17 protein-coding genes, 1 tRNA gene and 1 pseudogene are annotated in these 23,222 nt (G+C 40.7%); 11 read left to right on the forward strand and 8 right to left on the reverse strand.

Going from position 1 to position 23,222, the window contains the following annotated elements; all coding sequences use genetic code 11:
- The first annotated feature begins 299 nt into the window (after window positions 1-299).
- The 3 genes from BA1DRAFT_RS01270 (at window position 300) to BA1DRAFT_RS21585 (ending at window position 2,275) form a co-directional block, all read left to right on the forward strand.
- Window positions 300-848, forward strand: coding sequence for an Ail/Lom family outer membrane beta-barrel protein (locus tag BA1DRAFT_RS01270; RefSeq protein WP_036775491.1), 549 nt, complete (start codon window positions 300-302; stop codon window positions 846-848).
- A gap of 430 nt (window positions 849-1,278) precedes the next feature.
- Window positions 1,279-2,172 (forward strand): gp53-like domain-containing protein, encoded by an 894-nt coding sequence (locus BA1DRAFT_RS01275; RefSeq protein WP_036775492.1) that lies wholly within the window; start codon window positions 1,279-1,281, stop codon window positions 2,170-2,172.
- Between the two features lie 7 nt (window positions 2,173-2,179).
- Entirely contained in the window at window positions 2,180-2,275 is a 96-nt protein-coding gene (locus BA1DRAFT_RS21585; RefSeq protein WP_071647118.1) for a tail fiber assembly protein, read from the forward strand.
- A gap of 238 nt (window positions 2,276-2,513) precedes the next feature.
- Here the strand turns inward: BA1DRAFT_RS21585 and BA1DRAFT_RS01280 are convergent.
- Window positions 2,514-2,589, reverse strand: a tRNA-Lys gene (locus BA1DRAFT_RS01280).
- A 252-nt stretch (window positions 2,590-2,841) separates the two neighbouring features.
- Between BA1DRAFT_RS01280 and cycA the strand changes: the two genes are divergently transcribed.
- From cycA to xylB, 4 genes are all read left to right on the forward strand, one after another.
- Window positions 2,842-4,248: a D-serine/D-alanine/glycine transporter gene (cycA, locus tag BA1DRAFT_RS01285; protein ID WP_036775493.1), complete on the forward strand. Its 1,407-nt coding sequence runs from the start codon at window positions 2,842-2,844 to the stop codon at window positions 4,246-4,248.
- Between the two features lie 378 nt (window positions 4,249-4,626).
- Window positions 4,627-5,226, forward strand: coding sequence for an NAD(P)H:quinone oxidoreductase (wrbA, locus tag BA1DRAFT_RS01290; protein WP_036775494.1), 600 nt, complete (start codon window positions 4,627-4,629; stop codon window positions 5,224-5,226).
- A 444-nt stretch (window positions 5,227-5,670) separates the two neighbouring features.
- Window positions 5,671-6,699: an NAD(P)-dependent alcohol dehydrogenase gene (locus BA1DRAFT_RS01295; RefSeq protein WP_036775496.1), complete on the forward strand. Its 1,029-nt coding sequence runs from the start codon at window positions 5,671-5,673 to the stop codon at window positions 6,697-6,699.
- 3 nt (window positions 6,700-6,702) lie between these two features.
- Window positions 6,703-8,214, forward strand: a complete 1,512-nt coding sequence (xylB, locus tag BA1DRAFT_RS01300) for a xylulokinase (protein ID WP_036775497.1) — start codon at window positions 6,703-6,705, stop codon at window positions 8,212-8,214.
- A gap of 170 nt (window positions 8,215-8,384) precedes the next feature.
- Here the strand turns inward: xylB and putP are convergent, their stop codons facing one another.
- Window positions 8,385-9,869: a sodium/proline symporter PutP gene (putP, locus tag BA1DRAFT_RS01305; protein ID WP_036775499.1), complete on the reverse strand. Its 1,485-nt coding sequence runs from the start codon at window positions 9,867-9,869 to the stop codon at window positions 8,385-8,387.
- 487 nt (window positions 9,870-10,356) lie between these two features.
- Between putP and putA the strand changes: the two genes are divergently transcribed.
- Window positions 10,357-14,337, forward strand: coding sequence for a trifunctional transcriptional regulator/proline dehydrogenase/L-glutamate gamma-semialdehyde dehydrogenase (putA, locus tag BA1DRAFT_RS01310; RefSeq protein ID WP_036775500.1), 3,981 nt, complete (start codon window positions 10,357-10,359; stop codon window positions 14,335-14,337).
- Between the two features lie 108 nt (window positions 14,338-14,445).
- Here putA and BA1DRAFT_RS01315 read toward each other — a convergent pair whose 3' ends face one another.
- The 4 genes from BA1DRAFT_RS01315 to BA1DRAFT_RS01330 all read right to left on the reverse strand — a co-directional run bounded on the left by BA1DRAFT_RS01315 (window position 14,446) and on the right by BA1DRAFT_RS01330 (window position 18,205).
- Window positions 14,446-14,952 (reverse strand): GNAT family N-acetyltransferase, encoded by a 507-nt coding sequence (locus tag BA1DRAFT_RS01315; RefSeq protein WP_036775501.1) that lies wholly within the window; start codon window positions 14,950-14,952, stop codon window positions 14,446-14,448.
- Window positions 14,953-15,602: 650 nt separating this feature from the next.
- Window positions 15,603-16,115: a flagella biosynthesis regulatory protein FliZ gene (fliZ, locus tag BA1DRAFT_RS01320; RefSeq protein WP_011146218.1), complete on the reverse strand. Its 513-nt coding sequence runs from the start codon at window positions 16,113-16,115 to the stop codon at window positions 15,603-15,605.
- A 52-nt stretch (window positions 16,116-16,167) separates the two neighbouring features.
- Entirely contained in the window at window positions 16,168-16,890 is a 723-nt protein-coding gene (locus BA1DRAFT_RS01325) for an RNA polymerase sigma factor FliA (protein ID WP_036775524.1), read from the reverse strand.
- Window positions 16,891-17,137: 247 nt separating this feature from the next.
- A complete protein-coding gene (locus BA1DRAFT_RS01330; RefSeq protein ID WP_036775503.1) occupies window positions 17,138-18,205 on the reverse strand; it encodes a flagellin FliC in 1,068 nt (355 codons plus the stop codon).
- Between the two features lie 274 nt (window positions 18,206-18,479).
- On the opposite strand from BA1DRAFT_RS01330, the gene fliD reads away from it, so the two are divergent.
- Genes fliD through fliT form a run of 3 tightly spaced genes read left to right on the forward strand, consistent with a single transcriptional unit; the run spans window position 18,480 to window position 20,701 of the window.
- Window positions 18,480-19,901, forward strand: a complete 1,422-nt coding sequence (fliD, locus tag BA1DRAFT_RS01335) for a flagellar filament capping protein FliD (RefSeq protein WP_036775504.1) — start codon at window positions 18,480-18,482, stop codon at window positions 19,899-19,901.
- 12 nt (window positions 19,902-19,913) lie between these two features.
- Window positions 19,914-20,324, forward strand: a complete 411-nt coding sequence (gene fliS, locus BA1DRAFT_RS01340) for a flagellar export chaperone FliS (protein WP_036775505.1) — start codon at window positions 19,914-19,916, stop codon at window positions 20,322-20,324.
- Window positions 20,324-20,701, forward strand: a complete 378-nt coding sequence (fliT, locus tag BA1DRAFT_RS01345) for a flagella biosynthesis regulatory protein FliT (protein WP_036775506.1) — start codon at window positions 20,324-20,326, stop codon at window positions 20,699-20,701. The genes fliS and fliT overlap by 1 nt, the downstream gene beginning before the upstream one ends.
- A gap of 252 nt (window positions 20,702-20,953) precedes the next feature.
- On the opposite strand, the pseudogene BA1DRAFT_RS24765 reads toward fliT, so the two are convergent.
- Both BA1DRAFT_RS24765 and BA1DRAFT_RS21155 read right to left on the reverse strand, forming a co-directional pair.
- Window positions 20,954-21,786: pseudogene (locus BA1DRAFT_RS24765) on the reverse strand (DUF2829 domain-containing protein).
- A 589-nt stretch (window positions 21,787-22,375) separates the two neighbouring features.
- Window positions 22,376-23,206: a non-ribosomal peptide synthetase gene (locus tag BA1DRAFT_RS21155; RefSeq protein ID WP_072164748.1), complete on the reverse strand. Its 831-nt coding sequence runs from the start codon at window positions 23,204-23,206 to the stop codon at window positions 22,376-22,378.
- Between the last annotated feature and the right edge of the window lie 16 nt (window positions 23,207-23,222).

Genomic DNA, 23,222 nt, shown 5'->3' on the forward strand with positions numbered 1-23,222 from the left:
CCAGTCTTATTAAGTTAATCTTAACCCCTTGGTAATGAATAAATATTGCAGCAGTAGAGATAATTCTATCGACCACAATAACCATTTATTATTGCCACATTTTTACTGGAATTTCTTTATCACTATTTCTATCCTTAAAAAACCAGCAATAATGTAATGATTTGAAAATAACGTCTAAATTTAATCAAAAAATATATACTGATGATGTAAGTTATGATATTTATCACAACTGCTAGTAAGCAAATCGTTTAAATGAGTTATAAAGTCGTTTATTTTAGAAGTATATAGAGTGTAATGAAATGCAAAAATTGTTATTAAGCTGTGGAGTTATCTTTTCTGTATCTGCGATAACTTTGCCTGTCCAAGCTGAACAGAATACAGCTTCTATCGGATACGCCTACGTGAAACCACAAGATGTAAGTGCGCTAAATGGTGCAACATTAAGTTATCGATATGAACTTGATGATCAATGGGGGCTATTATCATCATTTACCTTTGCTAAAGGCGATGATAAAGAAACAGAATATTACACAAGGGATGATTTAAAGTACTATTCTTTAATGGTTGGCCCAACCTATAGAATTAATGACTACATTAGTTTATATGGGCAACTCGGACTATCCAGAATAAATGATAAATCTACAGCCCACTATAGTGGTGGAGAAATCGAAAAGGAATCAGTAAGCAAAAACACTTTAGGTTGGGGAGCAGGTTTTATTATCAATCCGACAACCAATACCTCAATTACCGCTGGTTATGAAGGTAGCCGTTTTAGTATTAAAGACGGAAACGAGAAAGATCACTTATCTACTAACGGTTTTAATATAACTGTCGGCTATCGTTTCTAACTTAATCAATGATTAATGTATCATCACCAAGGTTGAATATTGTATTTACAACCTTGGTGGTTTTTAAAAATATTTAATATAAATAATAATTTAGAGAAAACAAACAATAACTTTATAGATGTTTTTGCACTAGTCATTTTAATCAAACTAGAATGCATTATCAGAAAAAATCATAGAAAAAATTGAATAAATGAAAGAAAAATAATTTCCAAGAAGCATTGAATATATATGATTCAAATATATCTTTATTTACAATGTTTTTTATTTTTTATTTCCATCAACAATATAAAAACAGTTAATCTTCTGATCTAATAAAAATATATCATTATTCTTTATTTGAACTAAACTATGGTTAATACAAGTGATGAGAAACCATCTGTAAAATAATTTAACATATTGATTATGAATCAACATTACTTAAGGAATATATATGAGCCTAAAAAATGATTTTAAAGCTTTTTCTATTGATAATAATGCTAATATAGTTAGCCAAGAAAGATATGAAGAAAGCCAAAGTTTGAATACCGGGTTTCAACCAGATAATGTTCCCACACACCTGTTAAATAAAGTATTACGCCAGTCGTCTTCAATATCATCCGTGGTGGCTAATTTTATCGCAACACAATCTAACAATGATATTCTGGATGACGGAAATATAACTAAACTTACTACACAATTACATAAAGCGTTAGAGCAAAAAATCACAACAGCAACGCCAAATGCCTCATTAACCCAAAAAGGCGTTGTCCAGCTTACAAATGTTGTAGGTAATGATGATACATTAGCTGTTACGCAAAAATTTGCTCAGAATATCATAAATTCATTGAATGAAAATATTAATGGTAAAATACCCAATACTCGTAAAGTCAATGGGAAGGTGTTATCCAGCGATATCAACCTAACTGCCGGGGATATAGGAAGTTACGATAAATCTGAATCAGACGGGAAATACCAACCGCGTGGTAATTATCAGCCAATAGGACAATCGTATACTAAAACTGAGTCTGATTCTCGCTATGCCAGTAAAAACACCGCTTCTTTAGTAGCTACAAATGGTTGGTGGAAGTGTGGTGATACTGGGATAATTTATCAATGGGGACAATCTCCTGAAGAAATTAATGACACATCTAATACTTATTATTTCCCTATTGCATTTCCCTCTACTTGTGCTATCGGAGTAGCAACACCCGATCATCATAAGATAGAACCTGGTGCCATTTCCGCATATTTTAAAATTATTGACAATGCGAGATTTAAATTAACCCTTGATCAAGCTTCAAATGATCAACCAGCCAGGGTTTTTTGGTTTGCTATTGGATGGTAAGGAAAACATGACTTTGCAGGCCTGGAAAAAATACCGAGTCATACTAAATCGGATTGATAATTCAAAAATACCAGAGATTGATTGGCCAAATCTACCGTTATAATTACTAAAAAGGCCGGGAACAGAATAACACCCGGCTTTAACAATTTTATTTATTTGTACTAGATGATTCATTAAGTTCCTTGGGAGATAGTCCTCATTGAGAAATTATCCCAGCATCACTACATCATCTTTTAAGATGATGTAAAAAATATTAAATCAGACTTAGTATGATTATGACACGAATAAGTTACATAGAAAAATAAGTTGTCAGTGAAATATTCACAACTCATTAATTTGATTGGTGGGTTGTCGGGGGCTCGAACCCCGGACCAATTGATTAAGAGTCAACTGCTCTGCCGACTGAGCTAACAACCCAATACGAGTAATTATTCCTCTATACAAAGCTGTCGTCAATATATTATAGCCACTTTTTTCTGAACGAATAATTCATACTCAATTCCAACAGCACTAACAAGTTAAATTGTAACCAATTTGTTTTTAAAGTGAGATCAGGCTGTTATTACTATAGTAATCTGTGTCACAATATTTTTCGCAAACATCATCATATATAAGGCCACTTAAAGAGCCGTAACAATTTACCGAAGAAAATATTGGATACTACATACTATGGCAGAAAATATACACACCTCACTTTCCGCTAAAACCGGGGAAACGCAGTTGCAACGCAATCTAAGCAACCGGCATATACAACTTATCGCTATTGGCGGCGCCATCGGCACGGGTCTGTTTATGGGATCAGGGAAAACAATCTCTCTCGCCGGACCATCGATCATATTCGTTTATATGATTATCGGTTTCATGCTGTTCTTCGTGATGCGAGCAATGGGTGAACTATTGCTTTCGAACCTGAATTATAAATCATTCAGTGATTTTTCCGCTGATTTACTCGGGCCTTGGGCAGGTTTTTTCGTCGGCTGGACTTACTGGTTCTGTTGGGTCATTACCGGTATCGCCGATGTGGTCGCGATCACGTCCTATATCAGCTATTGGCAACCGGATTTTCCACAATGGCTCACTTCCCTACTCTGCGTTTCACTATTGCTCTCCCTGAATTTGGCTACAGTGAAATTATTCGGAGAAATGGAATTCTGGTTCGCCATGATAAAAATCGTTGCCATTATCGCTTTAATCGCAACAGGTGCTGTTCTGATTGGCATGCATTTTCAATCTCCAGCCGGTCATACCGCTTCACTGGCAAATATATGGAATGATGGTGGATTCTTTCCCAAAGGGTTAAGCGGATTTTTCGCCGGATTTCAGATAGCCATATTCGCCTTTGTGGGCATTGAATTAGTGGGTACTGCCGCCGCGGAAACTAAAGATCCAATGAAATCCCTTCCCAGAGCCATTAATGCCATCCCAATTCGTATTATCACCTTCTACGTGCTGGCGCTGATGATTATTATGTCAGTCACACCGTGGCGTTCAATCATTGCAGACAAAAGTCCTTTTGTTGAGCTGTTTGTTCTCATCGGTTTACCCGCAGCCGCCAGTATCGTGAACTTTGTGGTATTAACCTCTGCCGCCTCTTCAGCCAACAGTGGTGTTTTCTCCACCAGCCGTATGTTATTTGGGTTAGCAAAAGAAGGCGATGCGCCACAGCAATTCAGCCGCCTTTCACGCCGTTCCGTACCTGCATCGGGGTTAATTTTCACCTGTTTATGTTTGTCCTGTGGTGTGGTGCTGATTTATTTAATTCCTGATGTTATGCATGTGTTTACCTTGGTAACCACCGTTTCAGCCATTCTGTTTATGTTTATCTGGAGTATGATCCTATGCTCATATCTGGTTTACCGGAAACGTCGCCCGGCATTACATAAGGCTTCAACCTATAAAATGCCATTGGGTATTATCATGTCATGGGTCTGTCTGGCATTTTTTGCATTTGTTCTGATATTACTCACTTTACGGGATGATACCCGCCAGGCATTAATCATCACGCCAATCTGGTTTATGGTTTTAATTATCGGTTTTCAAATTGTAAAAAAACGTAGAACACGTTTGTACAGTTAACTTATTCAAATCCTTAATATCTATATGACCTGTTGGAATAATACTCCGCAGGTCTTTTTTATTGCTGCAAGCTGAAAAATTCCCACTACACTTACTCTACCGGTTAAGAAAATCTTCCTTATAAAAGCATTAGGCAATTTTCATAACATGATCATTTCACCTTATTCCATCAATAATATTTACCCAATGGATTTCAAGATGGATCGCGACGGCAAGGGAGCGAATCCCCGGGAGCATAGCAAACTATGTGACCGGGGTGAGTGAGTGCAGCCAACAAAGAAGCAACTTGAAAGGTGAAGGGTATTGATGAATTTAAATAACAGGCTGCTATTATTGTAAACTTCGCAGCCACTTTTTAACCTTGTAGGAGAAAGTAATATGACTAAAATTCTTGTGCTTTATTATTCCATGTATGGTCATATTGAAGCGCTGGCATCCGCAGTAGCAGAAGGCGCTAAAAAAGTCGCTGACGTAGAAGTCACGATTAAACGCGTGCCAGAAACCATTCCACCAGAAGCATTTACCAAAGCAGGTGGTAAAGTAGATCAATCTGCTCCGATTGCATCCGTACAAGAGCTGGTTGATTATGATGCCATAATTATCGGCACCCCAACCCGCTTTGGTAATATGGCCGGCCAAATGAGAAACTTTCTAGATCAGACCGGCGGCCTGTGGGTCGAAGGTAAACTGTACGGCAAAGTCGCTAGCGTCTTCACTTCCACAGGCGTTGGCGGTGGTCAGGAGATGACGATTACTTCAACCTGGACAACACTCGCCCACCACGGCTTTATTATTGTACCGATTGGTTATGGTATTCCTGAAATTGGCGATATTTCGCAGATGCAAGGAGGAACACCCTACGGCGCCAGTACTATTGCTGACGGTGATGGTTCTCGCATCCCCAATGAAAATGAATTGAAGATCGCTCGTTATCAAGGTGAGCATGTAGCGAAAATCGCTAAAAAACTGAAAGATTAACATGATATCAAGACGAAGCGACTGAGCTGACGCGCCAGACTCTGGAGGTAAGGCTTACTGATGCGATGCATAAACCCACTTTCCGGATCGGTTGTGCTCACCTTCGTCTTTTTCTGCCGCCCCTTTATGGCTGATCTGAACATATCGAATTCAAATATCCAAGCAATTTACTCTTGAATTTAATATGCCTTTCGAAAAAAACCATTATTTTTCAATATAAGGTTGTTTATTCATACTTATATTCTTATTATTGAAATTGATATCATTATATTGTCAATATACATATTAAAATAATGACCAAGTGGACAATTCACTTTTTAATATTGACACAAAAACATCACCATTTAATAAGACCTTAACTTGAATCACATAAATATAATAATTTTCGATCTAATATCCCTCCAAATAAATGATATCGGTAATATCAAAATAAGAGGACAGATCATGAAAGCATTAGTATTAGAAAAAGCAGGTCAGATTTCAATTCAAGACTGGGAAGCCCCCGAAATAGTGGGTGAAAATGATGTTGAGATAAAAATTCATTCGGTGGGAATTTGCGGCAGCGATGTGCATTATTACCAATACGGGCGCATTGGGCCATTTATTGTCGAAAAACCGATGATCCTCGGGCACGAAGCATCAGGTGTCATCACAGCAGTAGGTAAAAATGTGACTCACTTAAAAATCGGCGATCGTGTCTGTATGGAACCTGGCATTCCTAATCTGCAATCACCACAATCACGGGCAGGTATTTATAACTTAGATCCAGAAATCCGTTTCTGGGCGACGCCCCCTATTGATGGCTGCTTACGAGAAAGAGTTATTCACCCGGCGGCATTTACGTTCAAATTACCTGATAATGTCAGTTTTGCCGAAGGTGCAATGGTTGAACCATTATCTATCGGTATGCAAGCAGCCACAAAAGCAGAAATTAAACCTGGAGATATCGCATTAGTTGTTGGCGCCGGCACGATCGGAATTGTTACCGCACTTGCTGCACTAGCCGGTGGTTGTTCTGATGTCATTATTTGTGATGTGTTCGATGAAAAACTAGAAATTGCAAAACAGTATCCAGGTTTCCACCCTGTTAATAGCAAAGTACTTGCTGAGAAAGTGAATACCTTAACCGATGGTAATGGCGTCAATATTCTCTTTGAATGTAGTGGTGCAAAACCGGTCATTGCCACTATTTCAGAGCACATTGCACCGGGAGGAATAGCTGTTCTGGTCGGTATGCCTATTGATCCGGCGCCACTTGATATTGTCTCTGCTCAAGCTAAAGAGATCACATTCAAAACTATTTTCCGCTACGCAAATATGTATCCTCGTACTATCCGTTTACTGAGTTCTGGCAAGCTCAAAGTAACCCCCTTATTATCCGCAACCTATAAATTTAAAGACAGCGTTCAAGCTTATGAACGAGCCGCAGAGGGTCGCCCGACAGATATCAAAATTATGTTGGAAATGGAGTAACACATGGCGCTCTACGCTGGTATCGATTGCGGTACACAAAGTACTAAAGTCATTATTGTCGATAGCCAAAAAACGCATATTTTGGGTGAAGGCAGCTCGCCTCACCCAATAATTAGCGACTCAAACGGCCGTCGTGAACAACAGGTTTACTGGTGGACAGAGGCATTGGAGAGTGCCTTTTCTCAAGCGATTGAGCAAGCCGGAATTTCTGGTACAGAAATTGTCGCTCTTGCCGTATCAGGTCAACAACACGGTTTTGTTCCTCTGGATGCAGAAGGCCATGTTTTAGCACCGGTAAAACTCTGGTGTGACACTGAAACTGCGGTCGAGAATCAGGAAATTATTGACGCACTCGGTGGTACCCAAGCCGCGTTAACACAACTCGGATTAATGCCGCAAACAGGTTATACCGCATCTAAAATTCTTTGGTTCAAAAAATACCATCCTGAGTTATGGGAAAAACTGAACGCTGTTTTATTACCTCATGATTATCTCAATTATTGGCTAACAGGCAGATTAGTTGCCGAATATGGTGATGCTTCAGGAACCGGATTGCTGAATATTCGTAAACGCGAATGGGATAACCAGACTGCCCAATTAATTGATCCGGATGGCCGTCTTTGGCATGCACTGCCTGAATTGGTTTCCGCTGAGACCTGTATTGGCACAGTAAGGCCCGAAATAGCAAGAAGATTAGGGCTTTCACCGACAACCAAAGTTGCGTCTGGCGGGGGCGATAATATGATGGCTGCAATTGGAACGGGCAATATCGTTCCCGGCATCACGACCATGAGTTTAGGCACCTCTGGCACCCTATTCACTTACTCTGACAAACCAATTGTCGCTGATTCTGGAATGATCGCGGGTTTCTGCTCCTCTAATAATGGATGGCTACCATTGATTTGCACGATGAATGTGACTTCAACAACAACCACTATTCAAAAGCTGTTTAATATGGATATTCAGGCTTTTAATGACACATTGAACCAGAGTAAACCCGGTGCTAATGGTTTGATGATGCTACCGTTTTTTAATGGTGAACGTGTCCCGCCACTTCCCCACGCCAAAGCGAGCCTCCATAACTTGGATACTAGCAATATGAATCAACAAAATTTCATTTTGGCGGCAGTTGAAAGCGCCACCTACGGGCTACGTTTTGGTATTGAATTATTTCGCAAGCAAGGGATTGAAATTAATGAGATCCGTTTGACCGGCGGCGGCGCTCGCAGCAAAAAATGGCGACAAATTGTGGCTGATATCATGAATACGCCGGTTATTTGTGTCACCAATCAAGAAGCTGCCGCCCTAGGTGCTGCTATTCAAGCTATGTGGTGTGATTCCTTGATAGAAAAGGAAGATAAACAAGCGCAGCTTGCCCACCTTTGCCAACGCTTTGTTCATCTTAATGAAGAAACCCGCACCGTTCCAACTCCCGAAACGGCCGCATTATATGACGTGCTTTATCAAGATTATTTATCTCTGTTGACTGCTGAATATCCAGAGGTGAAAGTATAAAACATTGACCACCGATAATTCCCCTAGTGAATGATTCAAAGTCACTGGTATTCAATAATTTTTCATGATGGAAAAAACAAACCTCGCTATTTTAAACGAGGTTTGTTAGTAGTCTGGTGAAGGCATTCCGCCTTCACGCTTTCTTACCTTTCTTTTTACCTTATTTCAATTCACTTAGTCTTATATTGCGCCTCAGCATCAACAAAACGCTGTTGCGCTGCACTGCTCGGCGCTTTGCCCAACAGACTCACAACCACGATCGCAATAGAAGCTAAGATAAAGCCAGGAATAATTTCATACAAGGCAAACCATTGGTACTTCATCCATACCAATACCGTAACGGCCCCTACCAACATCCCCGCTAATGCGCCATTACGTGTCATACGTTTCCAGATAACAGAAATCAGTACCACCGGGCCAAACGCAGCACCAAATCCAGCCCATGCATTACTAACCAGAGCCAGTACTTTATTGTCCGGATTGGTTGCTATCACCATCGCAATAACCGCCACCAGCAACACCATGAAACGCCCTACCCACACCAACTCTTTCTGACTGGCAGATTTACGGATAAAGGGTTTGTAAAGATCTTCCGTCAAAGCACTTGCACACACCAGCAACTGACAGCTTAAGGTACTCATCACCGCGGCCAAAATAGCGGAGAGTAAAATGCCTGCTATCCACGGATTAAACAGAACAACCGCCAATTCCATAAAGATACGCTCACGGTTGGCTGTGACCGGACCAGACAGTTCAGGATGCATCTCAAAATAAGCAATACCGAAGAAACCGACAGCAATAGTGCCTGCCAAACATAACACCATCCAAGTCATACTGATACGACGAGCCTTGCGGATAGTATGATGGGAATCTGCCGCCATAAAACGCGCCAGAATATGCGGCTGACCAAAATAACCCAATCCCCAACCTAACAGCGAGATAATGGCAATAAAGTTCAACCCTTTAAACATATCCATATAAGCCGGGCTTTTTGCTGCTATCAGAGCCAGAGAGGTATCAATGCCACCCACAGAGAAAATAACGATGACCGGCGTTAAGATAAGCGCAAAGATCATTAATGAAGCCTGAACTGTGTCGGTCCAACTGACCGCCAGGAAGCCGCCAAGGAAAGTATAAGCAATCGTCGCTGCGGCACCGAGCCACATAGCTTTCTGATAACTAATACCAAACGTACTTTCAAATAACAATCCTCCGGCAACCACGCCAGAAGCACAATAGAGAGTAAAGAAGATCAAAATAACCAGCGCAGAAATAATACGTAGGATCTTACTGCTATCGTCAAAACGACTGGTGAAATAGTCCGGCAATGTTAGCGCATTATTATTGACTTCGGTCTGGATTCGTAACCTGCCTGCCACCAATTTCCAGTTCAGGTAAGCGCCTAAAGCAAGACCAATGGCTATCCAGCTTTCTGAAACCCCCGCAAAATAGACTACGCCAGGCAAGCCCATTAATAACCAGCCACTCATATCCGAAGCACCGGCAGACAAAGCCGTTACCACGCTACCTAATCGCCTTCCACCCAAAATATAATCATCAAAATTTTTGGTTGAGCGATAAGCCAAAAAACCTATCAACAACATACCAATAATGTAGACAATAAAGGTGATTAGCATTGGTGTATTTACTGTCATGCAAGTTCTCCATAGTGTTATCTGTGTTTTGCAAATCCGCAGTTCTCCTGGGTACACAGAGTTTTCCCTGTCAGGTTCAGGAACGTTGCACCTGATTGCACCTAAAAATGGTCCATAATTCTAAATTGAAATAATTATTTTTGTAACCAATTAGAAAGTTACAGTGAATCCTAGATTAGCATCAGGTAATTTAACAACTAATTAACGCCATTTTTTACAAGAAACGTCTACTGAATCACATTTATTTGCTTTAAAAATTATACTTTTTAACCATTTCAGGGTTACACCCCTATATTTCGCTATAAAATAGTAAACCAATGTGTATCAATCAAATAAAGTCACAAAAATAAATATATCCACCTAATTATAATAACTAGATTAATTTCACAAAAATAAAACAAGCGCTTCTCATAAGGTTGCACAAAGTTGCAACATGTCAGATATTATCATGCAATTTTAGATAAACCTTACCTATTAAGGAGCGAGGATGGGTAGTACAACAATGGGCGTGAAGCTTGATGAAGCAACGCGCGATCGCATTAAAGCTGCGGCACAACGGATTGACCGCACTCCACATTGGCTGATTAAACAAGCTATTTTTAATTACCTTGAACGTCTTGAAAATGATGAACAGATCGCTGAACTCTCTGCTAATCAAGATATTAAAGAAGAGAAGATCATCGCAGAAGAAACGGTACCAGATTCTGCTCACCAACCTTTCCTCGACTTCGCAGAACATATCCTGCCTCAATCAGTAAAACGTTCCGCAATTACTGCGGCCTATCGCCTGCCAGAAACACAGGCAGTTCCCATGTTGCTGCAACAGGCGCAATTGCCCGAAGATCAGGCACAAGCGACTCATAAGCTGGCTTACAGCATTGCAGAAAAATTGCGGAACCAGAAAAACAGCATTGGTCGTTCAGGTCTGGTTCAAGGGTTATTGCAGGAATTCTCGCTTTCATCTCAGGAAGGCGTTGCGCTAATGTGTCTTGCGGAAGCCTTGCTCCGTATTCCTGATAAAGCTACTCGCGACGCACTAATCCGCGACAAAATCAGCAACGGCAACTGGCATTCTCACCTAGGCCAAAGTTCGTCCATGTTTGTCAATGCAGCAACCTGGGGGCTGCTGTTTACCGGCAAATTAGTTTCTACCCACAACGAAGCCAAACTCTCCAATTCGCTGAATCGCATTATCAGTAAGAGCGGCGAGCCATTAGTGCGTAAAGGCGTCGATATGGCAATGCGCCTGATGGGTGAACAGTTTGTTACCGGAGAAACCATCGCTCAAGCGCTGGCAAGTGCGCGTAAGCTGGAAGAAAAAGGGTTCCGTTACTCCTATGACATGCTAGGTGAAGCCGCTTTAACTGAAGAAGATGCTCAGAATTATATGGTTTCCTATCAACAAGCGATTCATGCTATCGGGAAAGCATCTAACGGCCGCGGCATTTATGAAGGACCTGGAATTTCCATTAAGCTTTCTGCCCTGCACCCGCGTTATAGCCGTGCTCAATATGAACGTGTCATGAACGAGTTATACCCACGCCTGCTTTCCCTGACATTACAGGCTCGCCAATATGATATTGGTATCAATATTGATGCCGAAGAAGCAGATCGCTTGGAAATTTCTCTCGATTTGCTGGAGAAACTCTGTTTTGAACCACAACTGGCTGGCTGGAATGGCATTGGTTTCGTTATTCAGGCTTATCAGAAGCGCTGCCCCTTTGTTATCGATGCAGTCATTGACTTAGCCCAACGCAGCCGCCGTCGGTTAATGGTGCGACTGGTAAAAGGCGCTTACTGGGATAGCGAAATTAAACGTGCTCAAATTGATGGATTGGAAGGTTATCCAGTTTACACCCGCAAAGTTTATACTGACGTTTCTTATCTGGCTTGCGCCCGTAAACTATTGTCAGTGCCTAATCTGATTTATCCTCAGTTCGCTACCCATAATGCCCATACTTTAGCTGCCGTTTATCATATGGCCGGACAAAACTATTATCCTGGGCAATATGAATTCCAGTGCCTGCATGGCATGGGAGAACCCTTGTATGAACAAGTGGTCGGGAAAATCGCTGATGGTAAATTAAACCGCCCATGCCGTATTTATGCGCCAGTAGGCACTCACGAAACACTGTTGGCTTATCTGGTCCGTCGCCTGTTGGAGAACGGCGCTAACACCTCTTTCGTCAACCGTATCGCCGATACCACATTACCACTAGATGAGCTGGTTGCCGATCCGGTGAACAAGGTTCAGAAGCTGGCCGAAACCGAAGGCCAAATCGGTCTTCCACATCCGAAAATTCCTCTGCCTCACAATCTGTATGGTAAAGATCGCGCAAACTCAGCCGGTCTGGATCTTGCCAACGAACATCGTCTGGCATCTCTTTCCAGTGCGCTATTAAGTTCTGCTACCGAAGTGCAGTATAGCGAGCCACTACTGGGCGGCAATTATCACCATCAAGGTGAGTTGCCGACCGCTAAACCGGTTATTAACCCGGCGGCGCCTTCGGATATTGTCGGCCATGTTCGTGAAACAACTGAACAAGAAGTCAGCCATGCGCTGGATGTCGCAGCAGAAGCCGGCGCAATCTGGTTTGCGACTCCCCCATCAGAACGAGCTGCTATTCTGGTTCGCGCTGCGGAATTGATGGAAAACCAGCTGCAACCACTATTAGGTATTTTGGTTCGAGAAGCCGGCAAAACCTTTAATAATGCGATTGCCGAGGTACGCGAGGCGGTCGATTTTCTCTATTACTATGCAGGACAAGTTCGTCATGATTTCGCTAATGATACCCATCGCCCACTGGGGCCGGTTGTCTGTATCAGCCCGTGGAATTTCCCATTAGCCATTTTTACCGGGCAGATAGCGGCTGCATTGGCTGCCGGTAACAGTGTATTAGCAAAACCTGCGGAGCAAACCCCATTAATTGCGACAACGGCAGTCAAAATACTGCATCAAGCAGGTATTCCCCACGATGCATTGCAATTATTACCTGGCCGAGGTGAAACCGTTGGTTCTCTTCTGGTGGGTGATGAGAGAGTACGCGGCGTGATGTTTACCGGCTCCACCGAAGTGGCGAGTCTATTACAACGTAACATTGCCGGAAGACTCGATGCACAAGGGCGCCCAACCCCTCTGATTGCCGAAACCGGTGGTCTGAACGCCATGATTGTTGATTCTTCCGCGCTGACAGAACAAGTTGTTACTGATGTGGTCGCCTCTGCTTTTGACAGCGCCGGTCAACGTTGTTCTGCCTTACGTATCCTTTGTATTCAAGATGATGTGGCAGAAAGAACCCTCACCATGCTGAAAGGCGCCATGTCTGAATGCCGGATGGGTAATCCTGAACGCCTGTCTACCGATATCGGCCCGGTCATTGATGCAGAAGCCAAAGCCGGCATTGATCGCCATATTCAAACAATGCGAACTAAAGGACGCACGATTTATCAGGCAGCCCAAGATAATGTGGTTGACAATCAAGAGTGGGATCAAGGCACTTTCGTTAAACCGACACTGATTGAATTGGAAAATTTCAATGAATTAAAACAAGAGATTTTCGGCCCGGTTCTGCATGTTGTCCGTTTTAAACGTAACGAGCTAGATAAATTGCTGGATCAGATTAATAACTCCAACTATGGTCTGACCTTGGGCGTCCATACCCGTATTGATGAAACGATTGCACAAGTTACCGCCAAAGCGAAAGTCGGCAATCTGTATGTCAACCGCAACATGGTAGGCGCTGTTGTTGGCGTGCAACCGTTCGGTGGTGAAGGCTTATCCGGTACCGGACCGAAAGCAGGCGGCCCGCTCTATTTGTACCGTCTGCTCTCTTGCCGTCCTCAAAACGCGATCAACCAAACGTTGGAACGTCAGGATGCTGAATATCCACTGGATGCTAATGTCCGTTCAGTACTGATGACCCCTTTTGATGCACTGACAGAATGGGCAACCAAGCAGCACAACGAAGAGCTAAATCAGTTGATTCAACAATATAAATTGTTGGCACAAGGCGGCACCACCCGCCTGTTGCCGGGGCCGACCGGCGAACGCAATACTTATACCCTGTTGCCTCGTGGTCAGGTGTTGTGTCTGGCGGATAATCAACAGGATACATTCATTCAACTGGCAGCAACATTATCTGTGGGCTGTCAGTTACTATGGCAAAATGATGAACTACATCAGCAACTGTTTCGTCAATTGCCAGATAGCGTCCGTAAATCAATCAATTTGGTTCAGGACTGGCAAAGTGAAGATACGGTATTCGAAGCGGTTATTTACCACGGCGATTCTGATCAATTGCGCCAAGTTTGCGAACAAATCGCTCAACGTAAAGGCGTTATCATTTCCGTACAAGGTTTTGCCCGTGGAGAAACTAATCTGCTGTTAGAACGTCTGCTACATGAACGCTCACTGAGCATTAACACCGCGGCGGCGGGGGGTAATGCCAGTCTGATGACTATCGGTTAATTTCGGCTGTAGCTAAGGGGAGCACATCAAAAATGTGTTCCCCAAGAATCTAAGCTTAATCACCGGTTGTTTGCCCACAGTCCATTACCGTTTCAGATATTTCTTTAGTCATATTCCTTTAGTCATATAGTATTCATCTATCAGTTCACCATTTATAAATAGTGAGCCAGTTCTGATGCCAGAAAAAATAAAACCTGATGACAAATACCGCTTTATTGCCAATGTGTTTTTTATTGCAACAGTTAATTCAAGTCTGCTAATTCCATTTTTCCGGGACCAATCTTGTGCTTTGTCGAGTAGATTTCTCGCTATACCTTTGTTTCTATATTCTTTTTTTACTCCAAGAACAATAGAACCCAGATGCCTGTTTCTATTACACACTCCTCTAGATATAACAATAAATCCAACAATACTTTTGTTATCTTCACATATTAACATTTGCCTGTCTTTTCCGAATCCTTTTATTATATCCGCCTGTTCTTCAACGCTTGTTTTTCTTTCCCCCGGCTCAAGTAACATAAATTCCGATGTGTTATCCAAATCATTTAAAAAGACAACCAGACTGTTTGCGTCTTCTACGTTAACTTCTCTAAAAATAAATATTTCTTTTTCCATAGCGAATACCATATTAATGAAATTAACATATACAATATATTGCCACATACAAAAGTCAATAAGATTTAAGATGATGTTAGGCTAATTAATAGTGAGACAACTTAAAAGATAACAAAGCAAAATAAGTTGGTACCTATCGTGATATTTAAAATAATTTCCTTCATCACCTCCAAAACCCTAACTCAATGAAATAAAAACAAAAAATCTTATGGAAAATAGGTAATCAACAACCATCATATAAAAAATAATTAAGCCTATTATCGTCCCTGTTATTAAAAGCCAAGCTTGTATTATATTATTATCTCTTCTTTTTCGCTTTTATTAAAATAAGCCCATTGACTTACTGAAAAGATTAATAAATCATTCATCATCTCATCTGTAAGAGATTTTTATTTTCACATCTGAAAGATAAAAAATATGCAAATATTCTCCAATCGAGATGATATCTCCTTTTGTTTGCCTAACGTATAAACTCTTCTACACGCCCAGACGGGCAATTAAACCGGATTAATGAAGAAAATGAGTTGCATGATTATGCATAATGAAAACAACCTCGTTATTTTTAACGTGGCTTGTCAGCGGTCTAAGGGGAACACACCAAAATGTGTTCCCCCAAAATTAATCATCTCTTTGCTGTTTATATTTCCAGCTTAGTGACCGCCCTGTTGCCAGCTCAAATACTGTTCATACTTGCGCAAAGCAATGTTGTAGTTACTGAATGCCGACTGTGACAGCTTTTCACTCAGTTTTTCCTGAATTTTCTCTGTTGTGAACTCTTTTACAGGGTAATTGCTTGAAGTGAGCAATTCATCCAAACGTCGTAAACGAACCACATACTCACGAACAGTACTATGACTCATTTCAGTCTGTTCAAACAGGTACTGTTTGAACGACATGATGTCAAAATAATCTGTCTCGCTATTGCAATAAATCTCACTGCAAAAACGACATAACGCGACAAATTTATCTTGCAGCTCATCCCAGGTCTTGTCATCAATCAACTCCGTCATCTCGGAGATGGACTCTTTGTTGATCACTTGGCCATTAAAAACCAAAGAGATACGGTCAAGAGCTTTGTGACAATGCAAGCAATGAGTTTGACTATGTTTGTAGTCTTTAATGTAACGGCTGAGCGGCCGTTTCTTTTGTGTTGTAACAGACATAAGAGATAAGCCCTGTGTGTAGTCTTAAACAAAAAACAAATAAGCAAAAAAGTTACTTTTCCGGATTTAAGCGTGCCCGCAAGCGTTTAATCGCCTGGCTGTGTAGCTGACTTATACGGGACTCCCCGACTTCAAGTACTGCGCCAATCTCTTTCAGATTAAGTTCTTCCTGATAATACAGCGTCAGAACCATTTTTTCTCGTTCAGGTAACGAATCAATAGCTTCAATTACCCGTTGACGAACGTCACTCTCCAGCAATTGTTGTAAGGGATTAGTTTCATGCCCCTCTTCAATGACAGGTTCACAGCTTTCACCATGAATTTCATGCCATTCGTCATACGAAAACAATTGACTGTTATTCGTATCTAACAGTATCTGCCGATATTCTACCAGATCAATCTTTAATTCTTTAGCAACTTCCTGCTCACTGGCTGGACGGCCTAAGTCTTGCTCAAGTTTACGGATGATTTGCGTCACTTCGCGCGCATTACGGCGCACGCTACGCGGAGCCCAATCACGGCTCCTTAACTCATCCAACATTGCACCTCTGATGCGTTGTACCGCATAAGTGGTAAACGCGGTTCCTTGTAAGGAATCAAAACGTTCCACCGCATTTAGTAAGCCGATTCCCCCGGCCTGAAGTAGATCATCCAGCTCCACACACGCGGGTAACCTAACTTGTAGCCTTAACGCTTCATGGCGAACTAATGGTACGTAGCGCTTCCAGAGGCTGTTTTTGTCCATCACGCCTTCGGCGGTATACAAATCGCTCACAACAACAGACACCTTTGGAAAAAGAGACTAACCATCATTATCCAATCCCCTAACAAGGGCAATCGTTTGAACAATGTAGTAAAAACACTTCTTTTTCACCTATGCGAAATTTATTGTCTGCCTAATAGTATCACAAATTTTAGGCTGTTCCTGATAAACTCCTAAAAAAGAAGGACCGGCGAGCCGATCCTTGATTTTATTTGGATTTTTATGTGAATCAGGTTCACATATTGCCCTAACTGAACGATTAACGCAGCAGAGACATTACATTCTGAGGCACTTGGTTAGCCTGAGCCAGAACCGCAGTACCCGCTTGTTGCAGAATTTGACCACGGCTCATGTTAGACACTTCGGTCGCGTAGTCAGCATCTTCGATACGGCTACGAGCTGCGCTCAAGTTGTTAACGGTGTTGTTCAGGTTGTTAACGGTAGATTCCAGACGGTTCTGGATAGCACCCAAAGAACTGCGCAGGCTGTCAACTTTTGCCAGAGCCTTGTCTAAAGTTTCCAGAGGCTTTTCTGATGCTTTGGCAGTGATGTCATCACCTGCTGTTAATTTACCCTCTTTAGTAATAGTGGCTTTGAAATATTTTACTTTGCCATCTGTTTCGTCAGTACCTTTGACAACATAATTGCCAGGATCAACTTCACCTTTTTCATTAACGGCTTTATAGAATTCTACATTTTTCAGGTCCTTAACTTTAGCGTCGGCAGTATGATCGATGTTTTTCTTCCCACCTGCACCATCGTCAACCTGTGTAATTACTTCTCCGTGTGGAACTTCCTTAGAAACAGTGAATTTATTCAGTCCCAGAATCTCGCTGTCAATTTTTTCCAGATTAATTTCGATAACTTCGTTATCGTTAGCACCAACCTGAATAGTCATTTCGTTCTTTTCACTTAGAACATGAACACCGTTAAATTGAGTCTGTTTAGAAATACGATCAATTTCCTTTAAACGTTCAGTAACTTCTTCCTGGATAGATTTGGTATCACTCGCAGAGTTGGTTTCGTTTGTCGCCTGAACAGCCAGTTCACGAATACGTTGTAAGTTGGTGTTAATTTCGTTCAGCGCACCTTCGGTAGTCTGTGCAATAGAGATACCGTCGTTAGCGTTACGTGCTGCCTGAGTCAAACCTCTAACATTTGCAGTGAAACGGTTAGCGATCGCTTGACCAGCCGCGTCATCCTTCGCGCTGTTGATACGCAGGCCAGAAGACAGACGCTCAATAGCGCTACCCAAAGTACCCTGGGATCTATTCAGGTTATTCTGAGTCAGCTGGGAGAGGATGTTAGTTCCGATGACTTGTGCCATAGTTAGAGTTCCTTTTTAAAATCAAGTCGATATATAAGTTTGGGGTTTACCCACGGTGTTCATCACCGCCAACAGTTTTATCGGCGCCCCTCAAAGAACCTTTAATTTTTCTTGAAAAAACTTTTTCTTTTTTATCACATTGCCTTGATAAGCCAAACAGCGTCGGTTCTTCACGACTATTCCTACCATAGAAAAATTATTTTTATTAGTAAACTTTTCCAAAAACTTACCGATAACCGGTTCAATAAAGCTTTACTAATAAAGGAGTCAATAAATGGCTAGCATTTCTTCATTAGGCGCCGGGTCGGGGATGGATCTGGGCTCTATATTGGATAAACTTCAGGCAGCAGAACAAAAACGTTTAGTACCGCTGACACAGCAACAAACCAGTTATAAAGGTAAGCTAACCGCTTTTGGTACATTAAAAGGTAGTTTAGAAAAACTGGAAACTGCGTCTGAATCACTGAAAAAGTTCGATAAACTTAATACAACCACTGCCAGCGAAAAACATGATGCATTCGTTGCCAGTACTGATTCTAAAGCCAGCCCAGGTAACTACAGTATTGAAGTTAAACAATTGGCACAGGCACAATCATTACAGACAGAAAAAGTCAGTAATATCAAAGAGCATATCGGTGAAACTTTGGGTGAAGGTAAAACCCGGACAATTACCATTACTCAACCTGGTGAAAAAAAGCCGATGAAAATCGAGCTGACAGACGGACAAACATCCATTATTGAGATCCGTGATGCGATTAATAAGCAGGAAGGTAATGTCAACGCCAGTATTATTAAAGCCAAAGATGGCGAAAACTATTTAGTGCTGACGGCCAAAAAAGCGGGCACTGAATCGGTGATGACCATCACTGTTGAAGGTGATAACAAACTCAGTCAATTTCTAGACTATCCGGGTACAACGAGTAAACTCACTCAAACCGTCGAAGCTAAGAATGCACTCTTAACCGTCAACAAAATCCCAATTGAGCGTCAGACAAACCATATTACCGATGCACCCGAAGGCGTTAAACTGGATCTGAAAAAAACGACTGAGGATAAAGATAAACCAGGGGAACATAAGCCAGAAATACTGGTTATATCCCGTGATATTGAGCCGATGAAAGAGGCGATTAAAAATTGGGTTGATGCTTATAATGAATTACAAACGACATTTGATTCACTGACCAAATTTAAGCCAGTAAAACAGGGTGAAGAACCGTCGAAAGATAATGGCGCGTTATTAGGCGACAGCACATTACGCGGAATACAGAATCAACTAAGAGGCCAGATTTTCAGCTCTCAGGCGGCTAATGATATTCCAACCCTGAATAAGCTGGGCATTAAACAAAAGCCTGACGGTAAGCTGGAAATTGATAACGAAAAACTGGAAAAAAATCTAAAAGAAAAACCAGCTAATGTGAAAGCGTTCTTTATGGGTGACGGTAAAGAAACGGGTTTTGCCACTCAGACACATAAGCTATTAAAAACTGCACTGGATAGCCATGAAGGTACCTTAGTTACCGCGACTGATGGTATTAACAAGCGTCTAAAAACCCTTGATCAACAAGTAGACAGGACTAAACAGAATATTAACGAAACAATTGAACGTTATAAACGCCAATTTTCACAACTGGATAAAATGGTCTCTTCCTTGGGAAACACCGGTAACTTCCTATCACAATTACAGAAAATAAGATAATTAAAGGAAATTATGTATCAACGTTCGGCAAGTCAATTATATGCCCAGATAGATGTGGAGAGCGAAATTATGAACGCCTCCCCCTATCAGTTGATTCAGATTTTGTTCAACGGGGCGCTTAGCGCCCTACGTCGAGCAATTATTCTGATGGAACAAGGTAATATCGCGGAAAAAGGCGCAGCTATTTCCAAAGCGATCAATATCATCGATAATGGCCTCAAACAAGGGTTAGATAATGAAAAAGGTGGAGAGCTGGCACACAATCTCGCTTCCCTTTATGACTATATGACCCAACGTTTACTCCACGCTAATTTACGCAATGATGAGCCAGCCATTACCGAAGTAATAAAGTTACTCACCGAGATTTCAGACGCTTGGCGGCAAATTGGCCCTCATTACAACGCCAGTCAGGATATTGTTTAATGGATAATAAAATGGATCTTTTGTCAGCTTACCAACAGATCCTAAGTTTAAGTGAGCAAATGCTTAATTTAGCTAAAAATGAAAAATGGGATGAACTTGTTGATATGGAAATCACCTACCTTAAAGCAGTAGAAGTGATCAGCCACTCTTCAATATCATCGACGACTTCTCTTTCGTTACAGCAAAAAATGACCAACATTTTGCAGACAATTTTAGATAATGAAAATGAGATTAAAAAACTACTACAGAAAAGACTTGATGAATTAAGTAAACTCATCAAACAAACAAGCCAACAGCAATTATTAAATGATAGCTACGGCCAATTCCCTGTTGAACCCTATCATAATACCCTTATGAACTCTACGGAACAAAAGTAATTGAGAAATAAAGGTGATGTACTCTCATCACCATTATTTACCTGTTTTGTGAGCTTGGTTTAGGATGTCTTTAAAACCTTGTAGTATTCCGATCTACAAATCAGGATTGCCCTTCACATTCCCCCCATCGTAACTAATAGGTATTAATAAGCTGTTATATGTAGCTCTGTGATTTAAGTTGATTGTGAAAAATAAAAAGACCACGCAGGAGCGCAGCCTTGAATTTAGGGTGTAGATTTGAATTATTTATTCTTATGCATCACTCCAATTTAAGTAAAAACGCGTAGTTACACCTGTTTGCTTTATAATTCTGCCTAGTTTTTCAGCATCCACTTTATGTGGATTATTGGGCGGGTTATGATGGTTATATAAAATACCGTGCGTGGAATTTGTTATATCTGGACTCATTTCTGAGCCTGTCCCAAGATTATAGGTTATATTGTCAACTTTGACATAAAGATTTTTCTTAAATAATTCTTTCACCTTTTGAGAGTTAACTTCATCAAAGGATACAGAAAAATGAATATAACCTGGGTTTTCAACAGTATGGAATATTAAAGTATTTTTAATATCTGTCTTATTTTGGGTAATAGTTAAAGTCCCTATGGGAGCGGCATCAGAGTCACTTATTTTATTTTCACTCAGATATCCATAATACCTAACTTTTTCATCAAACTCTGGTTTAAGATCGAAAACCAACATATCATCTGACTCTGGTTCAAGCTTTACCTTATCTTCAAAAAAATTCCAATACAAGCCATCATATCTTCTTGCGTTGGCTGCCACGGTACAAAGTTACCGTGCTCATTGCGTAGATCAATATGCGTCAAATAATCATATTTAGTGCCAACGGCGACACCATCAACAGCGTAAGCACTACCTTCTTCTACTGTTAAATCATTCACACGAGGAGTAATAGCCAAATACATCTTTTTATCGCGCCAAACAGAACGAGCGACAAGTTTGCGTAGTTTTAATTGAATCAAAGCCCAAGAAAAAGAACCAACTGGAGCAACAACACTATGACATTCATATTGCTTAGGATCAAACGGACATTCATTTTCAGGTTTCATAACTTCAGACATATTATTTCCTTATATCTATAAATAATTAAAAATTAAACCACATGATTTAACCTTTAATCTATTATTAAACATTCAGTAAATTTTTATGAATTAATGCAACCGGTATAAAACTAAGATTCAATTATAACAGGATGCGCCGCTCATTCTCCTTATTATTTTTTATACTTATCAATAAGTTAAAGTAAATCTCAGAAATTAGAGTTGAAAGTTATGATTCGAAACCGTGACACCTTAAATATTTTATTGACTATGAGTTTTACAATATTTAATTAAATCGCTAACTACAACAAACATTCAACTTATTAAAAGGTCACTGTGCTATATCGGTTAATGGCAATTGGCGATTAACATTTAGATTTGAAGGTGACTTTCCGACAAACAAAAGTAATAGCTCAAAACGCGCGATCACCGTCAATCTCATTGGCGTTACAAAGATATAAAGTATGCATAAGATCACACTATTTTTAAATCAGGAATGAGGTGCAAAATGACGGATAGATAAAAAATCCTGATGATTAAACTGCGTGCTGTTTTTCATTCTCAATCGAGAATGCAAATAATTATATTGCACTTACTATGAGAAATCGCCTTAAATTATCAAACCTCCTTTATTCTTTTTATTTCTTAAAAATATTTTCGGTATTTTATCCTCGATTTTTTCTCTGTTTTGAAGCATTTTAGCAATTCCAAATACATTGCGTCCAAGGAAAATATCAGACAACTCGACAGCCATATTCAAAGAATCGTTCATAGCTGCAACTAATCTGACAGCTAATATAGAATTACCCCCCAATTGAAAAAAATCATCAAATATCCCCACACGCTCTAACTTTAAATGTTGACTCAATAACTGGCATATTTTCACCTCCAGAATATTACTTGGTGCCACGTAACTACATTCGTCATTGCGATCTGGCTCTGGTAACAAAGAATAGTTTACTTTTCCATTGATAGTAAGTGGTATGAAATCAAGAAAGGTATATGTGGTTGGTACCATATACTCTGGTAAAGTATAAGATAATTTTTCTTTAATTTTTATTTTACTCCAAACATAAACGTTAGAACATACTAAATAGGCAGATAAATACTTATTATCGCCTTCTCCTCTAACAACAACAACACTTTGTAAAACTCCTTCTAATGCTGTTATCATAGTTTCAATTTCTTTTAGTTCAATACGGAAACCTCTTAACTGTATCTGCCGATCGTTACGACCAAAGTACTCAATATTTCCATCATTCAAATAACAAGCTATATCACCTGTGCGATACATTATCTCATCAGTCGATGAAAATGGATTCCGTATAAATCTTTCTTGTGTTAATTCTGGCCTATTTAAATATCCACGAACTACTCCAGGCCCAGCGATATATATCTCTCCCTTCACACCGATCGGAACAGGTCTAAGGTAGGTATCCAATATATATACTCAAAAT

Origin of the sequence: Photorhabdus aegyptia, from assembly GCF_000612035.1 — a bacterium.
GTDB lineage: Bacteria > Pseudomonadota > Gammaproteobacteria > Enterobacterales > Enterobacteriaceae > Photorhabdus > Photorhabdus akhurstii.

Coding starts and splice junctions, on each gene's coding strand:
- BA1DRAFT_RS21585 (WP_071647118.1), top strand. CDS start 2,180: ATGACTTTGCAGGCCTGGAAAAAATACCGAGTCATACTAAATCGGATT.
- fliZ (WP_011146218.1), bottom strand. CDS start 16,115: ATGTCTGTTACAACACAAAAGAAACGGCCGCTCAGCCGTTACATTAAA.
- BA1DRAFT_RS01270 (WP_036775491.1), top strand. CDS start 300: ATGCAAAAATTGTTATTAAGCTGTGGAGTTATCTTTTCTGTATCTGCG.
- fliT (WP_036775506.1), top strand. CDS start 20,324: ATGGATAATAAAATGGATCTTTTGTCAGCTTACCAACAGATCCTAAGT.
- BA1DRAFT_RS01295 (WP_036775496.1), top strand. CDS start 5,671: ATGAAAGCATTAGTATTAGAAAAAGCAGGTCAGATTTCAATTCAAGAC.
- BA1DRAFT_RS01330 (WP_036775503.1), bottom strand. CDS start 18,205: ATGGCACAAGTCATCGGAACTAACATCCTCTCCCAGCTGACTCAGAAT.
- putA (WP_036775500.1), top strand. CDS start 10,357: ATGGGTAGTACAACAATGGGCGTGAAGCTTGATGAAGCAACGCGCGAT.
- cycA (WP_036775493.1), top strand. CDS start 2,842: ATGGCAGAAAATATACACACCTCACTTTCCGCTAAAACCGGGGAAACG.
- putP (WP_036775499.1), bottom strand. CDS start 9,869: ATGACAGTAAATACACCAATGCTAATCACCTTTATTGTCTACATTATT.
- fliS (WP_036775505.1), top strand. CDS start 19,914: ATGTATCAACGTTCGGCAAGTCAATTATATGCCCAGATAGATGTGGAG.
- fliD (WP_036775504.1), top strand. CDS start 18,480: ATGGCTAGCATTTCTTCATTAGGCGCCGGGTCGGGGATGGATCTGGGC.
- BA1DRAFT_RS01275 (WP_036775492.1), top strand. CDS start 1,279: ATGAGCCTAAAAAATGATTTTAAAGCTTTTTCTATTGATAATAATGCT.
- wrbA (WP_036775494.1), top strand. CDS start 4,627: ATGACTAAAATTCTTGTGCTTTATTATTCCATGTATGGTCATATTGAA.
- BA1DRAFT_RS01315 (WP_036775501.1), bottom strand. CDS start 14,952: ATGGAAAAAGAAATATTTATTTTTAGAGAAGTTAACGTAGAAGACGCA.
- xylB (WP_036775497.1), top strand. CDS start 6,703: ATGGCGCTCTACGCTGGTATCGATTGCGGTACACAAAGTACTAAAGTC.